Source organism: Nitrospirillum karajorum (genome assembly GCF_036348415.1).
Classification (GTDB): Bacteria; Pseudomonadota; Alphaproteobacteria; order Azospirillales; family Azospirillaceae; genus Nitrospirillum; species Nitrospirillum amazonense_B.
In genome coordinates this window covers 2,149,266-2,168,701 of sequence record NZ_JAZBQB010000003.1, presented here as the reverse complement: position 1 = coordinate 2,168,701, position 19,436 = coordinate 2,149,266, and the positions used below count along the sequence as shown (strand labels likewise).

Here is a 19,436-nt window from a genome sequence, read left to right as displayed (position 1 = left end):
GGGCGTCGGACTTACTTACAGCCCAGGCGGCTCTTCTGGTCCTCACCCCGGCGCTTCAGCGTGGGGGCCGCGTCCTTGTCGGCGTCCAACTGCTTCAGCACCACGCAGGCGCTGGTCTTGTCGCCCAGGCCATCCAGGGACAGCGCCAGCTTCAGCAGATAGTCGGCGCCCTTGTTGCTCTTCGGGTACTTCTTGTAGCCATCGCCGAAGGCCACGGCGGCGGCCTTGTAGTTACCGCGCATATAGAAGGTTTCGCCCAGCCAGTACTGGGCGTTGGAGGCCAGGGGGCTGTCCGGGTTCTGCTTCAGGAATTGGGAGAAGGCCTTCTCCGCGTTGGGCGCGTCGCCCTGGCGCAACAGGTTGAAGGCATAGTCGTACTGGTCCTGCACCGGGCCGGCCGGCAGGGTGCCGGTGGAGTCGGCGGGCGCCCCGGCGGCGGAATTGGCCGCCCCCTTGTTCCCGCCCGGCGGCGGCACCGGGCCGGCGTCGGTAGCGGGCAGCGGCGGCTTGCCGCCGCCCTTGATGTCGGTTGGCGGGGCGCCGGCATCACCGCCCCCGGCGCCGCCAACGGACGCGCCGAGGCCGATGCCGGCCTTGTCCTCCAGCTTCTGCAGGCGCAGGTCGATGTCGGCCGACAGCTTGTCCAGCCGTTCCTTGATCTGGCTGACCTGATAGGCCAGTTCCTCATACTTGCCGGTCTGCTGCTGCGTCTGGGTTTCCATCTGCAGCTTCAGCACCTCGATCTCCGCGGCGGCCGACGGGCCGTTGCCGCCGGGGGCGCCGTTCATGGGGCCGGAGGGCTTCACGCCATTGCGGTACACGTCGCGCGACAGGGTCTGCACGTCCGTCTCCAGCCGGGAAAGGCGGTTCAGCAGATCCTGCATGTCCCGGCTTTGCGCTTGGGCCGGCACCGGCGCCAGCAGCGGCGCCACGACGGCGGCGGCCATGCCGCACAAGGCAGCCCAGCGGGACACACCACGCGACCAAGCGCCGGCGCGGTTGTGCGTGCGGAGGGAAAGGGGGGACGACAGCGACGGCGTCATGGATCGGTTCCGGCAAGAATCAGCGGGACGGGGAGAAGAACTTGGGCCGGGTCCAGACCGCCGGCCACGCGCGACCTTAGAGCAGTTCGCCCAAAGGGGAAATCGCCTTTGGACGGGACTCCGCTCGGCGGTGGGGATAGCGCGGCCGACGCGCCCCCGAAGGAGGGGACCACCTACCGCGCCACCTCGAAAGTAATAAAGACCAAACTGAAAGTAATATGCACAAAGTAAAAGGGCGCCGCCCGACCCCATGGGTCGAACGGCGCCCCTGAACCAACCACCCTTATGGGGCAGCTTAGTTGATGACCGTCACGCCGCGACGGTTCTGCGCCCAAGCGGCCTCGTTGGAACCGAGGACGGCGGGACGCTCCTTGCCGTAGCTGATCACCTGCACGCGGGCCAGGTCGACACCGGTGGCGGTCAGGTAGTTCTTCACGGCGTTGGCGCGACGCTCGCCCAGGGCGAGGTTGTACTCGCGGGTGCCGCGCTCGTCGGTGTGGCCTTCGATCGTGATCGTGACCTGGCCGTACTTCTTCAGCCAAGCGGCCTGCTTATCCAGGGTCGCGGTGGCTTCCGGGGTCAGGTCGAACTTGTCGTAACCGAAGAACACGCGATCACCAACGTTGACCACGAAGTCTTCCTTGGAACCCGGGACCGGGCCGGTCGGCTTCACCGGAGCCGTCGGCTGGGTGACTTCAGACTTGCCGGTGGCGACTTCGGTCTTGGCCTTCTCCGGGGTGGAGGAGCAAGCGGCCACCAGGGCCAGAGCCGCACACAGGCTCAGGTATTTCATGCGCATAGTTTGAGACCCCCTACGGACAACTTTAAGTGGGATTGATATTATCGCGACCGCGATCTCGATTGAAGTGAGGCAGCGGCCGCGGCCGTCAAGCCGCAGCCACCACTTATTCCCGTCTCTGTAGACCGACAAGTCTTACGTCGCTCTTGCGCTGCGAAAATACTGTGGGCCCATCACGGAATCAAGGGCGACCAAGCGGGGTCGGAGGCGTCCGTGGGGGTCAGCATCTGCCGTTCATTAGCACCGGTAAGGTCGATGGAGTAAAGCCTTACCTGCCGCTGACGACCGCCCTCGCCCACCGGCTTCTCCTTAAAATACATCAGGACGCGACCATTTGGCGCCCAGGTTGGGCCCTCAACCAGGTAGCCGGTGCTCAGTTCGCGCTCACCGGTGCCGTCGGGACGGATCACGCCGATTGAGAACCGGCCGCCGTTGATCCGTGTGAAGGCGATGAGGTCGCCGCGGGGGGACCACACCGGCGTGCCATACTTTCCGGCGCCGAAAGTAATACGCTGAACATTCGTGCCGTCAGCATTCATCGTATAGATCTGCTGACTTCCGCCTCTATCGGACTCGAAAGTAATTTTACTTCCATCGGGCGAGAAGGAAGGCGCGGTATCAATGGCCGGATTGTCGGTCAGGCGGGTCTGACGACGGGTGCGCAGGTCCAGCAGATAGATGTCGGTGTTGCCGTTCTGGGCCAGGCTCATGATGACCTTGTTGCCATCCGGCGAGAAGCGCGGGGCGAAGGTCATGCCCGGAAAATCACCCAGGATTTCCTGCCGGCCGGTGTCCACGTTGAAGATATATACCCGAGGTTTGTTGTTGAAGTAACTCAGGTATGTAATTTCCTGAGCCGTTGGCGAGAAACGTGGCGTTAACACCAGGACCCGTCCATCGGTCAGATACAGGTTGTTTTCCCCGTCCTGGTCCATAATGGCCAGGCGCTTCTGCCGCGACGTCGCCGGACCTGATTCGGCGATGTAGACGATGCGGGTGTCGAAATAGCCATCCTCGCCCGTGACGCGCTTGTAGATGGCGTCGGCGATGATGTGGGCGATGCGGCGCCAGCCGTCGGGCTGGGTGAAGTAGGCCAAGCCCGTCAGCTGCTGCTGCGCCAGCACGTCGAACAGGCGGAACTCCACCTTCAGTCGGCCGTCGGGCTGCACGCTGGCGGTGCCGCTGACCAGCGCCTGGGCGTTGATGACCTTCCAGTCGCCATAGCGCGGCAGGCCGTTGGCCAGCTGCTCCGGCGTCTGGATGAAGGCGCGGTGGTCCAGGGGGCGGAACAGGCCGGAACGCTCCAGATCGGCCTCGATCACGTTGGCGATCTGGGCGCCCACCGCCTCACCGTAGAACTGGGTCACGGCGATGGGCAGCGGCTGGACCGTGCCCTTGGTGATATCGAGATGCAGTTCGGCCTTGGCCTGAACCGCGACCGCCATAAGCATCACCGCCGCCAGGGCGATGGCGCGCCGTAGGGCGGTTAGCGTCTGTCGCGTGATCATCAGAACATGTCCTTCGGGCTGAACGTGAACACGATGGACCCGGCCCCGCCGTACTTTTCCTTGGGCAGGCGCAAGGTCGAACACTGGTCCTTCTGCAGCGCGCGGAGAGTGCTTTCCACGAAACTGCGATAAGTCGGGTTGGACAGCGAGCCGTTGCCGGACACGTAGTCCACTTTGGTGACGTGCATGGAACTGTCGAAGGTGACGCGAATGTCGGCGCTCATCTTGTCCACATCCTTGCCGCCAGCCGGCACCGCCCAGCATCCCGCCAATTGCGAGCGCAGGGCATCCTGCTCTGACACCGAAAGATGGTCGGATTGAGGCTGAGCCGTCGACGTCTGCTGTGTCTTCGGCGTGTCTTTCGCCGGGGTATCCTTCGCCGTCGACTTGGGCTTGTCTTCCTTCAGCTTGTCCACGTTCTTCAGGATGCTGTCGAGTGACGGCACATCCTTCTTGGGCTCAGGCTTCTTGGGGTCGGGCTTGGGCGGCTCGGGCTTGGGTTCCGGTTTCGGCGGTTCCGGCTTCGGCACCGGCTTGGGCTGCTCCAGCTCCGCCGTCTTCTGCTCCTCCACCTTCGGCACCTCCATCTTCTTGATGGGCAGGGCCTCGGGTTCCGGCGGGGGCGGCGGGGCGGGCTTGGGCGGTTCCGGCTTGGGAGGTTCGGGTTTGGGGGGCTCCGGCACCTTTTCCGGCGGTGGCGGGGTCGGCTCGGACTCGGCCTGCTGCGGCGGGGTGGGCGGAGTCGGATCGGGCTGCGGCTCGGGCGCCTTGGGTGCCGGCGGCTGCGGCGTCTCCGGCGGCTTGACCGAGGTGTTCGTCAGCTGGCTGATGTCCATCTCCACCGCAACCGGCTCATCCATGACCAGCGGTTCGCTTTTCAGCAAAGGCAGGCCCAGGATCGCCAGCAGCAGCAGCGCGATGTGCAGGACGGTTGAAAAGATGATGGCCGGACGCATGGGACTGGTCTGGCTTCCTGCTAATGACGGGCCGGGGCGTCGGGCAACTGCGCGATCAGCGACACCTTCTTGTAGCCGGCGCTGCTGATCGCCCCCATGACCTCGATGATGCGGCCATAGGCCAGCGACTTGTCGCCACGCACGAAGATGCGGGCGTCGGCGTTGTTCTGGCTGATGGCGGCCAGGCGCGGCACCAGGTCGGTCAGGTCCGTCTTGGTCTCGTTCAGGTAGACATCGCCGTTGTCACGGATCGACACCACCAGCGGCTCATCCTGGCCGGGAAGGGCCGGGGCCTTGCTCTTGGGCAGGTCGACCGGCACGCCCACGGTCAGCAAGGGTGCGGTCACCATGAAGATGATGAGCAGCACCAGCATCACGTCCACCATGGGCGTGACGTTGATGTCGGCCATGGGACGCGCGCGGCGCCGCCCCCGGCCGGTGGACTGCTTTCCCGACAGCGACGCGCCCATGTCAGCCCCGCTCTTCCAGGTGGCGTTGCAGGATGGCGCTGAATTCCGTCACGAACGAGTCCAGCCGGTCGCCGAAGCGGGCGATGTCGGAGGAGAACTTGTTGTAGGCGATGCTGGCCGGGATGGCGGCCACCAGGCCCAGGGCCGTGGCGAACAGCGCCTCGGCGATGGAGGGGGCCACGACCGCCAGGCTGGTGTTGCCGGCCGCGGCGATGCTGGTGAAGCTGTGCATGATGCCCCACACCGTGCCCAGCAGGCCGACGAAGGGGGCGTTGGACCCGACGGTGGCCAGCACGGTGATGTAGCGTTCCGTCTGCGCCATTTCGCGGCTGACGGTCACGGACATGACGCGCTCGATGCGCTGGGCCAGGTTGGCGCGCATGGCGCCGGAGGAGGTCAGCCCGCGCTCGTTGGCGTGGCGCCATTCGCGCATGCCGGCGGCGAAGGTGGCGGACAGCGGATCGCTGGGGGCCTTGCCCACCTCCTCATACAGCTGGTCCAGCGAGCCGCCGGACCAGAATTGCTCCTCGAAATCAGCGGCGGCGGCCTTCATGCGGCGCAGCTTCACCGACTTGTCGAAGATGATGGCCCACACCCAGACCGAGGCCGCCAACAGCCCCAGCATGATGGCCTTGACCAGCCAGTTGGCCGTCATGAACAGGCTGAGGGCCGACAGGTCCGCTGTCGGATTGGCGCCCAGGGCCACGAAATTCATGATCTGATGCTGCATCGCCACTCTCACTCTTCCAACGGGGCGCCCATCGACGCGCCGTCACCCTTCGAATTGATCTTTCCGCCGTCGCCGCGGCGCGTGTTGTCACCGGAGCCGCGGGCCACGCCCAAGCGGGCGAATGCCTGCGCCACCGGTGTCGGGACCCGCACCGCCCGGCCTTGGGCGTTGATGCAGGCCAGTTTCAAGCTCAGCCGGACCAGGGTTTGGGCGTCGCCGCCGACCATGGCCGTCGGCATGCTGCCACCACTTTGTGGCCGGTATATGGTCTGTTCCGCTAAAACCGTGGCGCCGGTGACACCGGTGATGCGGCTGCGCACCTCCAGCGTTTCCTCCAGCCGCGCCGGCGCCAGGAAGTCCATGACACAGCGGCGCACCGCGAAGGCGACACCGGTGGCCGCCACCTGTTCCGCATGCGGCACGCCCAGAACCCGCAGCATTTCCGTCCGCGCCCGCTCGGCATAGCGCAGGTAGTTGGCGTGGTAGACGATGCCGCCGGCGTCCGTGTCCTCGTAATAGACCCGGACGGGGAAGTGGTGGACGTCGCCCACCATGTAGCCGGACAAGTGGGAAACAGAGCGGTTGGGCGCCTCAGACATCGGGCCCCTCCTCCGCATCCGGCTCCCCGCCGATTGCGCCCAGCAGGTCCAGTTGCCGCGCCGGGGTGGCCGCGGGGGCGGGCAGGCCCAGATAGCGATAGCCCATGTCGGTCAGCAGGCGACCGCGCGGCGTGCGCTGCAGCAGGCCCTGCTGGATCAGATAGGGCTCGATCACCTCTTCCAACACGTCGCGCTGTTCCGACAGGGCGGCCGCCAGCGTCTCCACCCCCACCGGGCCGCCGCCGTAGTTGTTGGCGATGCAGTTGAGGTAACGCCGGTCCATGGCGTCGAAGCCCAGGCGGTCGACCTCCAGCCGGGTCAGGGCGATGTCGGCGGCGCGGGCGTCGATGACCTCCGCTCCCGCCACGGCGGCGAAGTCGCGCACCCGGCGCAGCAGCCGGCCGGCCACGCGCGGCGTGCCGCGCGACCGGCGGGCGATTTCCAAGGCGCCCTCCGGCAGCAGCGGCATGTCCAGCAGGCGGGCGGCGCGGCTGACGATCAGCTGCAACTCCTCCGGCTCATAGAACTGCATGCGCAGCGGAATGCCGAACCGCTCCCGCAGGGGCCGGGTGATGAGGCCCGACCGGGTGGTGGCGCCGACCAGGGTGAAAGGTGGCAGGTCGATGCGGACGGAGCGCGCGGCCGGCCCCTCACCAATGATGAGGTCCAGGTGGAAATCCTCCATGGCCGGATAGAGGATTTCCTCCACCGCCGGCGACAGGCGGTGGATCTCATCGATGAACAGCACGTCGTGCGGCTGCAGATTGGTCAGGAGGGCCGCCAGGTCGCCCGCCTTGGCGATGACCGGGCCGGAGGTGGCGCGGAACCCGGCCCCCATCTCCTTGGCCACGATCTGGGCCAGGGTGGTCTTGCCCAGGCCGGGCGGCCCGAACAGCAACACATGGTCCAGCGACTCGCCGCGCGACCGGGCGGCCTGGATGAAGATGGACAGGTTCTCGCGCACCTGCTTCTGGCCGGTGAAGTCGGCCAGGGTCATGGGGCGCAGCGACACGTCCTGCCCATCGCCGGCGGTGCGCTCGCGACTGACCAGGCGATCCGACTCCGGGCCGCCGCTCATGCGCTCAATTCCTTAAGCCCGGCGCGAATCAATTCGGAAACGCCGGCCTCGGGCCCCAGGCGGGCGGCGCAGGCGGTGACGGCGGCGAAAGCCTCCAGCCGCTTGTAGCCCAGGTTGACCAGGGCGGAGACGGCGTCGGCCACGGCACCGTTGGTGGCGGGCACGGCGGCCGCGTCCGTCTTGCCGGGCGCGGTGCCCGCCAGGGTGGGGGCCAGCGCCAGGGCGGGCACCTTGTCCTTCAGTTCGCTGATCATGCGGGTGGCCAGTTTAGGCCCCACGCCATCAGCCTGGGTCAACGCCGTCTTGTCCTGGGCCATCAGGGCCTGGGCGATCTGTTCCGGCGACAGCACGGACAGCACGGCCAAGGCCACGCGGGCGCCCACCCCCTGCACCGTGGTCAGCAGGCGGAACCAGTCCCGCTCCGCCACGTCGACGAAGGCGAACAACTGCATCTTGTCTTCCGACACCCACATCTCGGTCAGGACCGACACGGCCTCCCCCGTGCCCCCCAAGCGGCGCAAGGTGCGGGAGGAGGCGGAGACGAGATAGCCCACCCCGCCCACGTCGATGATGGCCCAGTCCAGGCCGGTGCTGTCCAAAAGACCCTTCAGCTTGGCGATCATCATGCGGCCCCCGCGTGGGTGTTCATCGGGCCGCTCCCGCCATGATGCCGCCCACCAGGCGCCGGGTCTGGCTGTGGTGGGCGTGGCAGATGGCGACGGCCAAGGCGTCGGCGGCATCTGCCTTGGACAACTGGAAGCCGGGCAGCAGCATGCGCACCATGGCCTGTACCTGGGTCTTGTCGGCGTGACCGGCGCCCACCACCGATTTCTTCACCAGGTTGGGCGGGTATTCCGACACGGGCAGCCCTTCACGCGCCGGGGCCAACAGGGCGATGCCCCGCGCCTGCCCCAGCTTCAGCGTGGAAACGGGGTTCTTGTTCACGAAGGTCTCTTCCACCGCGGCCTCATCCGGCGTCCAGGTCCGGATGATGTCCTGCAAACCTTCGTACAGGGTGACGAGACGGCGGGCCAAATCGTCCCGGTCGTCGGAATGCACGACCCCGTCGGCGACATGCGTCAAGCGGTTGCCGGAAACGTCGATGACGCCCCAGCCCGTGTTGCGCAGTCCCGGATCAAGGCCCAGCACGCGGATCGACCGATCCCCCATGGCCGCCGTCCCCCTTCCCGTCCGGCTTAGCCCAGCTTCTCCAGAAGCTCCGGCGACAGCTCGAAGTTGCCGATGACGTTCTGCACGTCGTCGCTGTCGTCCAGCACGTCCAGCAGCTTCAGCAGGCTCTGCGCCGCGTCTTCCGACGGGGCCACCGTGTTCAGCGGCTGCCAGGTCAGCTTGGCGCCTTCCGGCGCGCCGAACTTGGCTTCCAGCGCGTCGCGCACCTCGCCCAGGCTGTCGATGCTCGTGATGATGGAGTGGTTCTCCTCATCGCTGCTGACATCGTCGGCGCCGGCCTCGATGGCGGCCTCCAGCACGGTGTCGGCATCCGCCACGGCGGCCGGATAGGTGATCAGGCCGATGCGGTTGAACATGAAGCTGACCGAGTTGGTCTCGCCCAGCGTGCCACCATGCTTGGAGAAAGCGGAGCGCACTTCCGAGGCGGTGCGGTTGCGGTTGTCGGTCAGCGCCTCGACGATCAGGGCGACACCGCCGGGACCGTAGCCCTCGTACCGTACCTCATCATAGTTGGTGTCGTCGCCGGCACCGGGCGTGCCCTGCTTGATGGCGCGGTCGATGCGATCGCGCGGCATGTTCTGCACGCGGGCGGCCTGGATGGCGGCGCGCAAGCGCGGGTTGTGGCCGGGGTCGGGCAGGCCTGCCTTGGCGGCCACGGTGATTTCACGCGCAAGCTTGTTGAACAGCTTGGACCGCTTGACGTCCTGGGCGCCCTTGCGGTGCATGATGTTCTTGAACTGTGAATGTCCAGCCATGGGACCCTGAACTCTATATGGGGTTGAGCGGGGGTATATCCGGGCAGCTTATACCACATATTGTGGCATCAGGCACGCCCAGGGACAGACCTGGGGGCACTGCTGGCCACAGGCTTGTCACAGGACGATGCTTTCCGTCCGAGGTACGGCGGCTTTATGGCGGAATTCCGGCAATGTCGCCAAGGCGGTTTCTGCAACGCACCCCGGAAAGGGGCTTGAACGTCTCCGCCACGCGCCCTTTCAGCCCAGTACGGGGATGGCCTGCGCCAGACGGCCACCGACGCGGACCGCCTCCGCCCGCACGGCCAGACCGGTGCGGTCGTCCGTTTCGACGAACACGCCGCAGACGCTGACGGTGGCGTCATTCTCCGCCGGGGTCAGGCGATCGGTCGGCAGCTTGCGCGTCAGGCGCAGCACCGCCGCCTCCTTCTTCATGCCGATGACGCTGTCATAATCGCCGCACATGCCGGCGTCGGTCTGATAGGCGGTGCGGCCGTTCAGGATTTGGGTGTCGGCGGTGGGCGTGTGGGTATGCGTCCCCACCACCAGGGTGACGCGGCCATCACAGAAATGGCCCATGGCCATCTTTTCCGACGACGCCTCGCCATGCACGTCGATAACGATGGCGTCTGCCGCGTTGGGGCCCAGGCGATAGGTGCGCAACACCTTCTCCACCGCGGCGAAGGGGTCGTCCAGCGCGTCCATGAACAGGCGGGCCATGACGTTGACCACCAGCACCTTGCGCCGTCCGTCGCGTGTGGGCAGCAGCGAGGCGCCACGGCCGGGCGTGCCCTCTGGATAGTTCAAGGGGCGCAGCACATTGGGTAGCCGGTCGATCTGGCCAACCAGTTCCTTCTGGTCCCAGACGTGGTTACCCGTGGTCAGGCAGTCGACGCCGGCGACGAAGAACTCCTGCGCGATCTTCTCGGTGATGCCGAAGCCGCCGGCGGCGTTTTCACCGTTCACGATGACGAAATCCAGCGACAGCGCCTTGCGCAGATCCGGCAGGTGCCGCATCACGCCGTCGCGGCCGCTGCGGCCCACCACGTCACCCAGGAATAACAACCGCATGACCCAACCCCAATAAAAGAACGGGCTCAGCGCTTGCGGCGCTGCCCGGCCCGAACGGCATAGCGCTCGGTGACGATCCAATCCAATCGCTGGTCATGCGCGTCGCACGGCACCTTGTCCAGTTCCTGATCGGCGAAGGCGATGCCCACCGCCTGGATGGCGCGTTCCCGCCGCAACTGGGCCAGGGTGCGGTCATAGAACCCCGCACCGTATCCCAGGCGGCCGCCCCGCCGGTCGAAGGCCAGCAGCGGCACCAACACCACGTCCGGCACCACGGCGCCACCGCCGGGCGCCGCCTCCTCCATCGGGGCGGGCACGCCCATGATGTCGGGTGACAGCAGGGTGCCGGGCCACCAGCGGCGGAACAGCAGGGGCAGGCCCTTGGCCTGGCAGACCGGCAGGGCCCCCTTGATGCCGGTGGCGACCACGCGGTGCATCAGCGGACGGGGGTCGATCTCATCGCCCACCGGCCAGTAGAAGGCGACGGTCAGGCCCACCGGGGCCAATCCGTCGGTGATCTGGGGCAAGGCGTCGAGAAAATTGTCAGCCAGGGTCTTGGAGGCCGCCGCGCGGTCCAACTCCAACGCGGCACGGACGCGGCGGGCGGATAACCGGACCGACTTCTTGGCGGCGCGCGCCGCCTCCTCCGCCGAGGGGTGGGGAGCGACAGGATCCGTACCTGTCGCGGCGGCGTGGGTCAGCGAGGCGTCGTGGGTACGGTACGATGCGGCGGTCACGGGAGGATGAGGTCCCTCGAAGGATGGCCCGGACCTTGTCGTCAGGGACCGGAGGGCGAAGAGGTCTGGAAGGAGCCGCGACGGCCGATGGACAAGCGTATCCTCCACGGCCTGCCAAGGCAGGTGGGAGCCATATGTCCGACACCACGGCGTCGGCAGGGACAGCCCCCTAGAGGATTGGGTATCGGCCCTGGGGATAATGCGTCCTGTCGAACCGCGCAGCCCCCTTCCAGAACCCTAATTTAGGAGCGATCCAGCCGGGCCGCAATGTCTTCGATGCGTTTTGCCAGGCTATCGACGGCGGCGATGACGCTTTCGTCCTCTGCGCGGGGCGCAGGGGTCGGGTCCTGCACCGGCATGGGCGCCGGACGACGGGGCCCGCCCAGCTCCGCCCGCAGGTCGAAAATCTCGTCGGCCAGCATGAGGGCGGTCAGCACCAGCAGCTGCGTCTCGCTGCCGCCAGAGGCGTCATGCGCCACCTCGCGCAGCCGGGCGTCGACGTAGGAGCCAAGCTCGCGCAGGCGCTGTTCCTGGCCATCGTCGCAGGCCAGGCCATAGGGGCGTCCATTCAGGATGATGTCCACGCGGGCCATCTGTAATCAGTCCTCCAGCACCGCACGCAGCTGCCCGATGGTCCGGTCCAGCCGCTCCGACAAGGCCGCGGTCGCGGCCTTGGCACCCTGCTCCCGTCCCTCCGCCGCCGCCAGCGCCCGCTCCAATTCGGCGATGCGGGCCTTGGCCGCCTCGTTGTCACCAGGGACGGCCACCGGCTGAGCGAGACGGCGTTCCAACGCACCATCCAGAACAAGGACGGCGGCGTCCAGACGATCCAGCGCGGTCTTCAGTCTATCCATGGAATGGAACGGGTCCGGTTGGCAATGGCCAGATGGCAATGGACGGGTGTCAGGCGGAACAGGATGGATCAAGGTGTGGCGTCGAATAAAGAAATAATGTGACGGGGACCAGCGAAAAACAGCCGTAGTGAGGGATGAGGGAAAAGACGGCCGCACAGGCCCCGTGGACTCAGGCGTTAACGCTGGCCGCGCTTGCAGTTTTCGGTGGGCCCCGGACCTTGACGCGGCCGGCGGTGGCGGTCATGGTGCCGCCGCCCCTCGCGCCCGGATTGTGCGCGCACGACACCCGGCAAAAGGGTGGTGCGGCGGCGCAAATGATCGGGAGCATCGGGCCCGGGATCGGTTCCCGGGAAGCCCCTTCCCGTGGCTGCTTTCCCGGACGGCCCCCGAGCGCCACCGAACAACGCCACTGAACAGCGCACCCGCTTGATGAAAGGCCCTCTGCCCATGTCGTCCCAGCCCGCCACCGGAGATGTCGTCGGGGGCGTCCCCCACAAGGACCTCGCCACCGCCATCCGCGTCCTGGCCATGGATGCCGTCGAGGCGGCCAAGTCGGGCCACCCCGGCATGCCCATGGGCATGGCCGATGTCGCCACGGTGCTGTTCACCCAGTTTCTGAAGTTCGACCCCAAGCGTCCCGACTGGGCCGACCGCGACCGCTTCGTGCTGTCGGCCGGCCACGGCTCCATGCTGATCTACGCCCTGCTCTACCTCACGGGGTATGAGGACATCGATCTGGAGCAGATCAAGAAGTTCCGCCAGCTGGGCGCCCGCACCGCCGGCCACCCAGAATACGGCATGGCCCGCGGCATCGAGATGACCACCGGCCCGCTGGGCCAGGGTATCGCCACCGCCGTGGGCATGGCCCTGGCGGAGCGTCACCTGAACGCCCGCTTCGGCGACGCCCTGGTGGACCACCACACCTATGTGATCGCCGGCGACGGCTGCCTGCAGGAAGGTGTCAGCCATGAGGCCGCCTCGCTGGCCGGCCACCTGGGCCTGGACCGCCTGATCGTCCTGTGGGACGACAACAGCATCTCCATCGACGGCCCCACCAACCTGTCCCTGTCCGAGGACGTGAAGGCCCGCTTCGTCGCCTATGGCTGGGATGTGCAGGCCGTCGACGGCCATGACCCGGCGGCCGTGGCCGCCGCCATCGCCCAGGCCAAGACCACCAGCACGCCGTCGCTGATCGCCTGCCGCACCACCATCGGCCTGGGCGCCCCGACCAAGGCTGGCAAGAACTCCAGCCACGGTTCGCCCCTGGGCGCCGCCGAGATCGCCGGCGCCCGCGCCGCCTATGGCTGGGAGTATGGCCCCTTCGAAATCCCGGCCACCATCCTGGACGCCTGGCGCCAGTACGGCGCCCGGGGTGCCGCCGCCGCCGGCGCCTGGGACCAGCGCCTGGCCGCCGCCGACGCCAGCCTGGGCGCCGCCTTCAAGGCCGCCCAGTCGGGTGACGCGCCGGCGGAGCTGGACGCCACCATCACCGCCTTCAAACGCGCCACCAGCGAGGCCCGCCCCAGCGTGGCCACCCGCCAAGCCTCGGGCAACGTGCTGGACGCCATCTTCGACGTGGTGCCGGAACTGATGAGCGGCTCCGCCGACCTCACCGGCTCCAACAACACCCGCACCAAGGGCGTCGTCAGCCTGCAGCGCGACAAGTACGAGGGCCGCTACATCCACTATGGCGTGCGTGAGCACGCCATGGCCGCCGCCATGAACGGCATGGCCCTGCACGGCGGCTTGATCCCGCTGAGCGGCACCTTCCTGTGCTTCGCCGACTACAGCCGCCCGGCCATCCGCCTGGGCGCGCTGATGAAGCAGCGCGTGGTGCATGTCATGACCCATGACAGCATCGGCCTGGGCGAGGACGGCCCGACCCACCAGCCGGTGGAGCATATGGCCGCCCTGCGCGCCATCCCCAACCTGCTGGTCTTCCGCCCCGCCGACCAGGTGGAAACGGCGGAGTGCTGGCAGCTGGCGCTGCGCTCCAAGACCCGTCCGTCGGTCCTGGCGCTGACCCGTCAGAACCTGGCCACGCTGCGTACCGAACACACCGATGAGAACCTGACCGCCAAGGGCGCCTATGTCCTGCGCGAGGCTGAGGGCGGGGCGGCCAAGGTGGTGCTGTTGGCCACCGGCTCGGAGGTGGAGATCGCCGTGCAGGCCCGCGACGTGCTGCAGGCCGAGGGTGTCCCCACCCGCGTCGTCTCCATGCCCAGCTGGGAACTGTTCGTCGAGCAGGGCGATGCCTACCAGGCCCAGGTGCTGGGTGGTGACGATGTGGTCCGCGTGGGCGTGGAGGCCATGGTCCGCATGGGCTGGGACCGCTGGATCGGCCCCAAGGGTGGCTTCGTCGGCATGCCCGGCTTCGGCGAGTCCGGCCCCTACAAGGAGCTGTACCAGCACTTCGGCATCACCGTCGACGGCGTGGTCGCGGCCGCCAAGGCGCGCCTGTAACCAGAACAAGGAGCGGGGCGGCCGGTGTCAAATCCGGGGCGCCCCGCTTCGACGCAGGGTAAGGGATGAGACGTCCCACTATGGTAGGCCTGCCATGCAAGCCCCATAGCGCCTAAAAGGGTGGCGTGACGTTTACCATCTTCAAGGTTTCAGCATAGCCGGCCCGATCCCTCGGGCGGTTCAACGATGTCGGAGGAAGACACATGGCTGTTCGTGTTGCCATCAACGGGTTCGGGCGCATCGGCCGTCTGGTGCTGCGCGCCATTTACGAAAGCGGCCGCAAGGACGTCGAAGTGGTCGCCATCAATGACCTGGCCGACGCCAAGACCAACGCCCACCTGCTGAAGTATGACAGCGTGCACGGCCGCTTCCCCGGCACGGTCGAGGTGGTGGACGGCAACCTGGTGGTCAACGGCCACACGGTGAAGGTGGTGCAGGAACGCGACCCGGCCAAGCTGCCGTGGGGCGACCTGGGCATCGACGTGGCGATGGAATGCTCGGGCATCTTCACCGCCCGCGACGCCGCCGCCAAGCACCTGACCGCCGGTGCCAAGAAGGTGCTGATCTCCGCCCCCGGCACGGATGAGGACATCACCGTCGTCTATGGCGTGAACCACGACAAGCTGACGCCGGAACACAAGATCGTCTCCAACGCCAGTTGCACCACCAACTGCCTGGCCCCGGTGGCCTTCGTGCTGAACAATGCCATCGGCATCGAGCACGGCTTCATGACCACCATCCACAGCTACACCGGCGACCAGAACACGGTCGACACGATGCACAAGGACCTGCATCGCGCCCGCGCCGCCGCCCTGAACATCATCCCGACCTCCACCGGCGCCGCCAAGGCCGTGGGCAAGGTGTTGCCGGAACTGAAGGGCAAGCTGGACGGCACGTCGCTGCGCGTCCCCACCCCCAACGTCTCGGTCGTGGACTTCAAGTTCGTGGCCAAGAAGGCCACCACGGTCGAGGAAGTCTCGGCCGCCATCAAGGCCGCCGCCGAGGGCCCGCTGAAGGGCATCCTGGGCGCCTATGCCGAGCCGCTGGTGTCCACCGACTTCAACCACGACCCGCACTCGTCCATCTTCGCGCTGAACGAGACCAAGGTCATCGACGGCACCTTCGTGCGCATCATGACCTGGTATGATAACGAGTGGGGCTTCTCCAACCGCATGAGCGACACCGCCGTCGCCATGCACAAGGTTGGCTGATCCCCACGGGATTTGGTTTGAGTTAAGGTAAAGGCGTCCCGGTTCCGGCCGGGGCGCCTTTTCTTCTGGGAAAGCTCTTTTGGAACGCCGGGCATGAGCCGCCCCATCCGCATCCTGTCGCTGGATCACGCCCGTGCCGCGCTGACGGCGGCGGCCGGCGTTCCCGTGCGCCTGGTCAGTGCGCCGGACGCCGCTGGCGCCCTGGGGGCCGGCGGTTGGCGGGCATTGCTGGACCGCATCGCCGCCGAGTTTCCCGGCGCGCCGTTGATGGCCGTGCTGGACTGTGGCGATGCGGCGGGCCATGCCGTGGCGGCCCTGGCCGCAGGCATCCCCGACATCGCCTTTTCCGGGGAGCATGCCGCCACGGCCCGGCTGGCTGACATCGCCCGATCCCTCGGGGCACGGCTGCACCCGGCGGAGGGCGGGGAGGTGTTGGATCTGCGCGGCCATCGCGAGCCGGTGTCCGCCTGCCGCGACTGGTTGGCGCACCCCTGATCTTGGGCGGTTCAGATTGGGCGTGCGCCCCTACAACTGCCAATATTGATTGGAATTAACCTCTCCTCAAACTTCCTCCCTTAAGGACGACGCGGGTGATGGAGGGATCGGCCCGTAGCATGTCCAATCATGGGCCGTCCCCATCCTCCATCAATCGCCCTATCCAGACGACCGAACCGTGTGCAACCTTAGCCTCAGGTCCGGCGATTCCAGGCTTGCGGGAGTCCCTGTGCGGCGATTACGACAAATCGTAACCCTCCTGGCGATATCGCCCCTGTTCGCCGGTGGCGGCGCGCAGGCGGAGGTCAGCGGCTGGGACCGGCTGCGCGCCACCGTCTTCACCAACGTTGGTCGGGAGGCGGGGCTGCCCCACCCCATCGCCATGGCCTTGGCGCAAGACAGCGACGGCTTCATCTGGGTGGGCACCCAAGGCGGCCTGTCCCGCTATGACGGCTACCGCTTCCGCACCTTTTTCCACCGCGACGACGTGGACGGCAGCCTGCCCGGCAACGTCATCACCGCCCTGGTTCCCGCCACAGCCGGCCGGCTGTGGGTTTCCACCGCCACCGGGGACGTGGCCCGCTACGATCCGACGAGCGGCAAGTTCCAAACCTTTCCAGAACCGCAGGGCCAGGCCGCCCGGGGCGGCGTGCTGAGCATGATCAGCGACGGCGGCGATGGCGTGTGGGTGGGCACCAACGCGGGCTTGGAGCATATCGCCCCCGACGGCACCGTGACGCGGGAGGCGCACCGTGACGGCGACGCCACCTCCGCCCCCGCAGACCGCATCCGGTCCCTGCTGCGCACCCAGGATGGCAGCCTGTGGGTCAGCACGGTCACCGGCCTGCTGCGGCGCGCGCCTGGCACCCAAGGGTTCACGTCCGTCCCGCTGCTGGACACGCAGGGCCGCCCGGTGGTGGATGAAGTGATGGCCATGACCCAGGACAGCGCCGGCCGCGTGTGGTTCGCCACCGTGCGCTCCGGCCTGGGACGGGTGCTGCCCGCCGAAACCGACCCTCCCGGCGCCAGTGGCTGGGGCGTCGCCCGCTTGGTGCCGGAGGCCAGCCCGCAGGCGCTGGGCGGCCCCCTGGTGTTCTGCCTGACCGAGGGCCGGCCCGGCGAAATCTGGGTGGGCCGGCTGGCCGGGGGCATCACCATCATCGACGCCGCCACGGGCGCGTTGCGCACGGTGCGCCACAATCCGCTGACCCCTTCCAGCATCGCGGACGACAGCGTCCGCGCCCTGCTGCGCGACCGGAAGGGCGTGTTATGGGCGGCCACCAACCTGGGGGTCAGCCGCACGGACCTGCACGCCGAGGCCATCGATACCCTGTTGCCCGACCCAGGCGTTGGTGGGGGCACCGGCAGGGGCCTACCCGATGACAACGTGCTGGGAATCGCCACCACCCCGGACGGGCGCGCCTGGATGGGGTTCAAGGACCATGGGGCGGCGCTGCTGGATTCCGCGGCAGGCACGATCACCCCCCTGCCCAATGTCGCCTCCCTCCCTCCCGGCGGTGTGCTCAGCATCACGGGGGCGCCGGACGGCAGCGTTTGGCTGGGCGCCGGTGCCGGCCGCGCCCTGTTCCGTCATGACCCCCACAGCGGCGCGTTGGATCAGCGCGCCTTCCCCGGCGCCGCCATCGGCCCAGTCATCTATGGGCTGGCGAAGGGCGACACCCTGTGGTTCGCCGCCGGGCCGCTGGTGCGCTATACCCCCGCCACTGGGGAGACGACGGTATACCGGCACAGCGCCGATCCCGCCTCCCTGGTCGATGACAGCGTCAACGTCATGCTGGACGATGGCGCCGGCGGGCTGTGGGTGGGTACCCGCCACGGCCTGGACCGCCTGGATCCCGCCACCGGCGCCTTCAGCCATTACACGCATGACCCGGCCGATCGCCAATCCCTGCCGGCGGACCTGGTCACCACCCTGCTGCGCGACGGCGAGGGCCGGCTCTGGGCAGGTACCCTGGGTGGGGGAATCGGCATCCTGGAACAAGCCGCCGGCCCCGGCCACCCCCATGGCGTGTTCCGGCGGCTGAGCGTGGGCGACGGCCTGCCCAACGACAACATCGGCACCCTGCTGCTGGACGGGGGCGGCCGGGTTTGGGCCAGCACGGCCGATGGCCTGGCTGTCATCGACCCGCGGACCTGGGCCGCGCGGCCCCTGGGGCGTGCCGACGGCGTCGCCCTTCCCGCCTATTGGATCCACTCCGGCGCTGTCCTGCCAGACGGCAGCCTGATCTTCGGCGGCGGTGGCGGTGCGACGGTGGTGCATCCCGAGCGGTTCAAGCCCCGGACCACCCCTCCGCCGCTGGCCGTCACCGCCGTCCGCATCGCCGGCCAGGCGGTCCCCACCGGCACCGCGACGGCCCCCGCACCCATCCGGCTGGGACACCACGACCGCAGCCTGGAGGTGGCCTTCGCCGCGCTGAACTACGCCGCGCCGGAGGAGATGCGCTACGCCTACAAGCTGACCGGCTTCGATAAGGATTGGACGGAAACCGACGCCACGCAGCGGGTCGCCTCCTACACCAACCTGCCGCCCGGCCGGTACAGCCTGCTGATCAAGGCCGGTACCAGCGCGGGCGACTGGTCCACGCCGCTGAAGCTGTCCATCAAGGTCCAGCCGGCCTGGTGGCAGACGCTGTGGGCCAGGCTGGCCGCCGCCGCGTTGGCGCTGGGTGGGGTGGTCGCCCTGGTCCAGTTTCGCACCGCCTATCTTCGCCGCCGCCGCGCCATGCTGGAGGAACAAGTCGCCCGCCAGACCCGCGACCTGCTGTCCGCCAATGAGCGGCTGAAGGACCTGGCCAGCCGGGACCCGCTGACCGGAATCCATAACCGCCGCCATTTCATGGAACTGGCGGAGGCGGCGCTGGCCCGGGCCCGTCCCATGCCCAAGCCGACCGCCCTGCTGATGATGGACATCGACCATTTCAAGCAGGTGAACGACACCCTGGGCCACAGCGCGGGCGACGAGGTGCTGCTGGCGGTGGTGGGCCGCATCCGCACCCTGCTGCGCAAGACCGACGTCTTCGCCCGCCTGGGTGGTGAGGAATTGGCCCTGCTCCTGCCCGACGCGGACGAAGCCACGGCCCTGGCGGTGGCGGACCGCGTGCGGCGCGCGGTAGGCGGGACGCCCTACGGCGTGGACGACGACACGTCCATCGCCGTGACCATCAGCATCGGCGTCGCCGCCGCCCTGCCGCCGGTGACACTGAAGCAGCTGCTGGACCGGGCCGACCATGGCCTGTATGCCGCCAAGCGGGCGGGACGCGATCGGGTGGCGGCGTACACCGGGGACCGGGGCGGAATTGGCAAGGGCGAAGAACGCGACGCCCGGCCCCAGGAAGATCACTAGTCCACCGTCGCGATTGGCGGAAATCTGCCATGATCTCGCCCCGAGCCTGGGGCAGATTGCCAAGCACCCGGTGCTGGGATATCAACCCGGCATCACGCGTACAATAAACACA

Annotated in this window: 19 protein-coding genes and 1 other RNA gene; 4 read left to right on the top strand and 16 right to left on the bottom strand. The window is 67.9% G+C overall.

The features are described 5' to 3' along the window. Positions 1-11: 11 nt before the first annotated feature. The 16 genes from ybgF to UCD39_RS23750 form a co-directional block, all read right to left on the bottom strand. Complete coding sequence (gene ybgF / locus UCD39_RS23825) at positions 12-1,043, bottom strand: tol-pal system protein YbgF (protein ID WP_330498164.1); 1,032 nt, start codon at positions 1,041-1,043, stop codon at positions 12-14. Positions 1,044-1,338: 295 nt separating this feature from the next. Continuing rightward, the gene (pal, locus tag UCD39_RS23820; protein WP_330498163.1) at positions 1,339-1,842 is read right to left on the bottom strand and encodes a peptidoglycan-associated lipoprotein Pal; all 504 of its coding nucleotides are present in this window, start codon (positions 1,840-1,842) and stop codon (positions 1,339-1,341) included. Between the two features lie 173 nt (positions 1,843-2,015). After that, a complete protein-coding gene (gene tolB / locus UCD39_RS23815; protein WP_186455577.1) occupies positions 2,016-3,350 on the bottom strand; it encodes a Tol-Pal system beta propeller repeat protein TolB in 1,335 nt (444 codons plus the stop codon). Beyond that, entirely contained in the window at positions 3,350-4,306 is a 957-nt protein-coding gene (gene tolA / locus UCD39_RS23810) for a cell envelope integrity protein TolA (RefSeq protein ID WP_330498162.1), read from the bottom strand. Before tolA ends, tolB begins: the two co-directional genes overlap by 1 nt. A 20-nt stretch (positions 4,307-4,326) precedes the next feature. Further along, entirely contained in the window at positions 4,327-4,776 is a 450-nt protein-coding gene (gene tolR / locus UCD39_RS23805; protein WP_145729544.1) for a protein TolR, read from the bottom strand. 1 nt (position 4,777) lies between these two features. Further along, positions 4,778-5,506, bottom strand: a complete 729-nt coding sequence (tolQ, locus tag UCD39_RS23800; protein WP_330498161.1) for a protein TolQ — start codon at positions 5,504-5,506, stop codon at positions 4,778-4,780. Positions 5,507-5,514: 8 nt separating this feature from the next. Then, positions 5,515-6,105 carry a YbgC/FadM family acyl-CoA thioesterase gene (locus UCD39_RS23795; RefSeq protein WP_330498160.1) on the bottom strand — a complete coding sequence of 197 codons (591 nt, stop codon included), beginning with the start codon at positions 6,103-6,105 and terminating at the stop codon, positions 5,515-5,517. Continuing rightward, positions 6,098-7,183, bottom strand: a complete 1,086-nt coding sequence (gene ruvB / locus UCD39_RS23790; RefSeq protein WP_330498159.1) for a Holliday junction branch migration DNA helicase RuvB — start codon at positions 7,181-7,183, stop codon at positions 6,098-6,100. The genes UCD39_RS23795 and ruvB overlap by 8 nt, the downstream gene beginning before the upstream one ends. Next, a complete protein-coding gene (ruvA, locus tag UCD39_RS23785) occupies positions 7,180-7,806 on the bottom strand; it encodes a Holliday junction branch migration protein RuvA (RefSeq protein WP_330498513.1) in 627 nt (208 codons plus the stop codon). The genes ruvB and ruvA overlap by 4 nt, the downstream gene beginning before the upstream one ends. A 22-nt stretch (positions 7,807-7,828) precedes the next feature. Then, on the bottom strand, positions 7,829-8,353 hold the full coding sequence (gene ruvC / locus UCD39_RS23780; protein ID WP_330498158.1) for a crossover junction endodeoxyribonuclease RuvC: 525 nt from the start codon (positions 8,351-8,353) through the stop codon (positions 7,829-7,831). A gap of 26 nt (positions 8,354-8,379) precedes the next feature. Further along, the gene (locus UCD39_RS23775) at positions 8,380-9,129 is read right to left on the bottom strand and encodes a YebC/PmpR family DNA-binding transcriptional regulator (RefSeq protein ID WP_330498157.1); all 750 of its coding nucleotides are present in this window, start codon (positions 9,127-9,129) and stop codon (positions 8,380-8,382) included. A 240-nt stretch (positions 9,130-9,369) separates the two neighbouring features. Beyond that, a complete protein-coding gene (locus UCD39_RS23770) occupies positions 9,370-10,200 on the bottom strand; it encodes a TIGR00282 family metallophosphoesterase (RefSeq protein WP_330498156.1) in 831 nt (276 codons plus the stop codon). A gap of 26 nt (positions 10,201-10,226) precedes the next feature. Continuing rightward, positions 10,227-10,937: a 5-formyltetrahydrofolate cyclo-ligase gene (locus tag UCD39_RS23765; protein WP_330498155.1), complete on the bottom strand. Its 711-nt coding sequence runs from the start codon at positions 10,935-10,937 to the stop codon at positions 10,227-10,229. A 68-nt stretch (positions 10,938-11,005) separates the two neighbouring features. After that, a non-coding RNA gene (ssrS, locus tag UCD39_RS23760) (6S RNA) lies at positions 11,006-11,165 on the bottom strand. Between the two features lie 14 nt (positions 11,166-11,179). Continuing rightward, a complete protein-coding gene (locus UCD39_RS23755) occupies positions 11,180-11,530 on the bottom strand; it encodes a cell division protein ZapA (RefSeq protein WP_330498154.1) in 351 nt (116 codons plus the stop codon). 6 nt (positions 11,531-11,536) lie between these two features. Further along, a complete protein-coding gene (locus UCD39_RS23750; protein WP_330498153.1) occupies positions 11,537-11,791 on the bottom strand; it encodes a hypothetical protein in 255 nt (84 codons plus the stop codon). Between the two features lie 447 nt (positions 11,792-12,238). Between UCD39_RS23750 and tkt the strand changes: the two genes are divergently transcribed. The 4 genes from tkt (at position 12,239) to UCD39_RS23730 (ending at position 19,324) form a co-directional block, all read left to right on the top strand. After that, positions 12,239-14,254 carry a transketolase gene (gene tkt, locus UCD39_RS23745; RefSeq protein ID WP_330498152.1) on the top strand — a complete coding sequence of 672 codons (2,016 nt, stop codon included), beginning with the start codon at positions 12,239-12,241 and terminating at the stop codon, positions 14,252-14,254. 203 nt (positions 14,255-14,457) lie between these two features. Beyond that, positions 14,458-15,465, top strand: a complete 1,008-nt coding sequence (gene gap, locus UCD39_RS23740; RefSeq protein ID WP_322483077.1) for a type I glyceraldehyde-3-phosphate dehydrogenase — start codon at positions 14,458-14,460, stop codon at positions 15,463-15,465. 93 nt (positions 15,466-15,558) lie between these two features. Continuing rightward, positions 15,559-15,960 carry a hypothetical protein gene (locus UCD39_RS23735; RefSeq protein WP_330498151.1) on the top strand — a complete coding sequence of 134 codons (402 nt, stop codon included), beginning with the start codon at positions 15,559-15,561 and terminating at the stop codon, positions 15,958-15,960. 229 nt (positions 15,961-16,189) lie between these two features. After that, complete coding sequence (locus tag UCD39_RS23730; protein ID WP_330498150.1) at positions 16,190-19,324, top strand: ligand-binding sensor domain-containing diguanylate cyclase; 3,135 nt, start codon at positions 16,190-16,192, stop codon at positions 19,322-19,324. Positions 19,325-19,436: the final 112 nt, after the last annotated feature.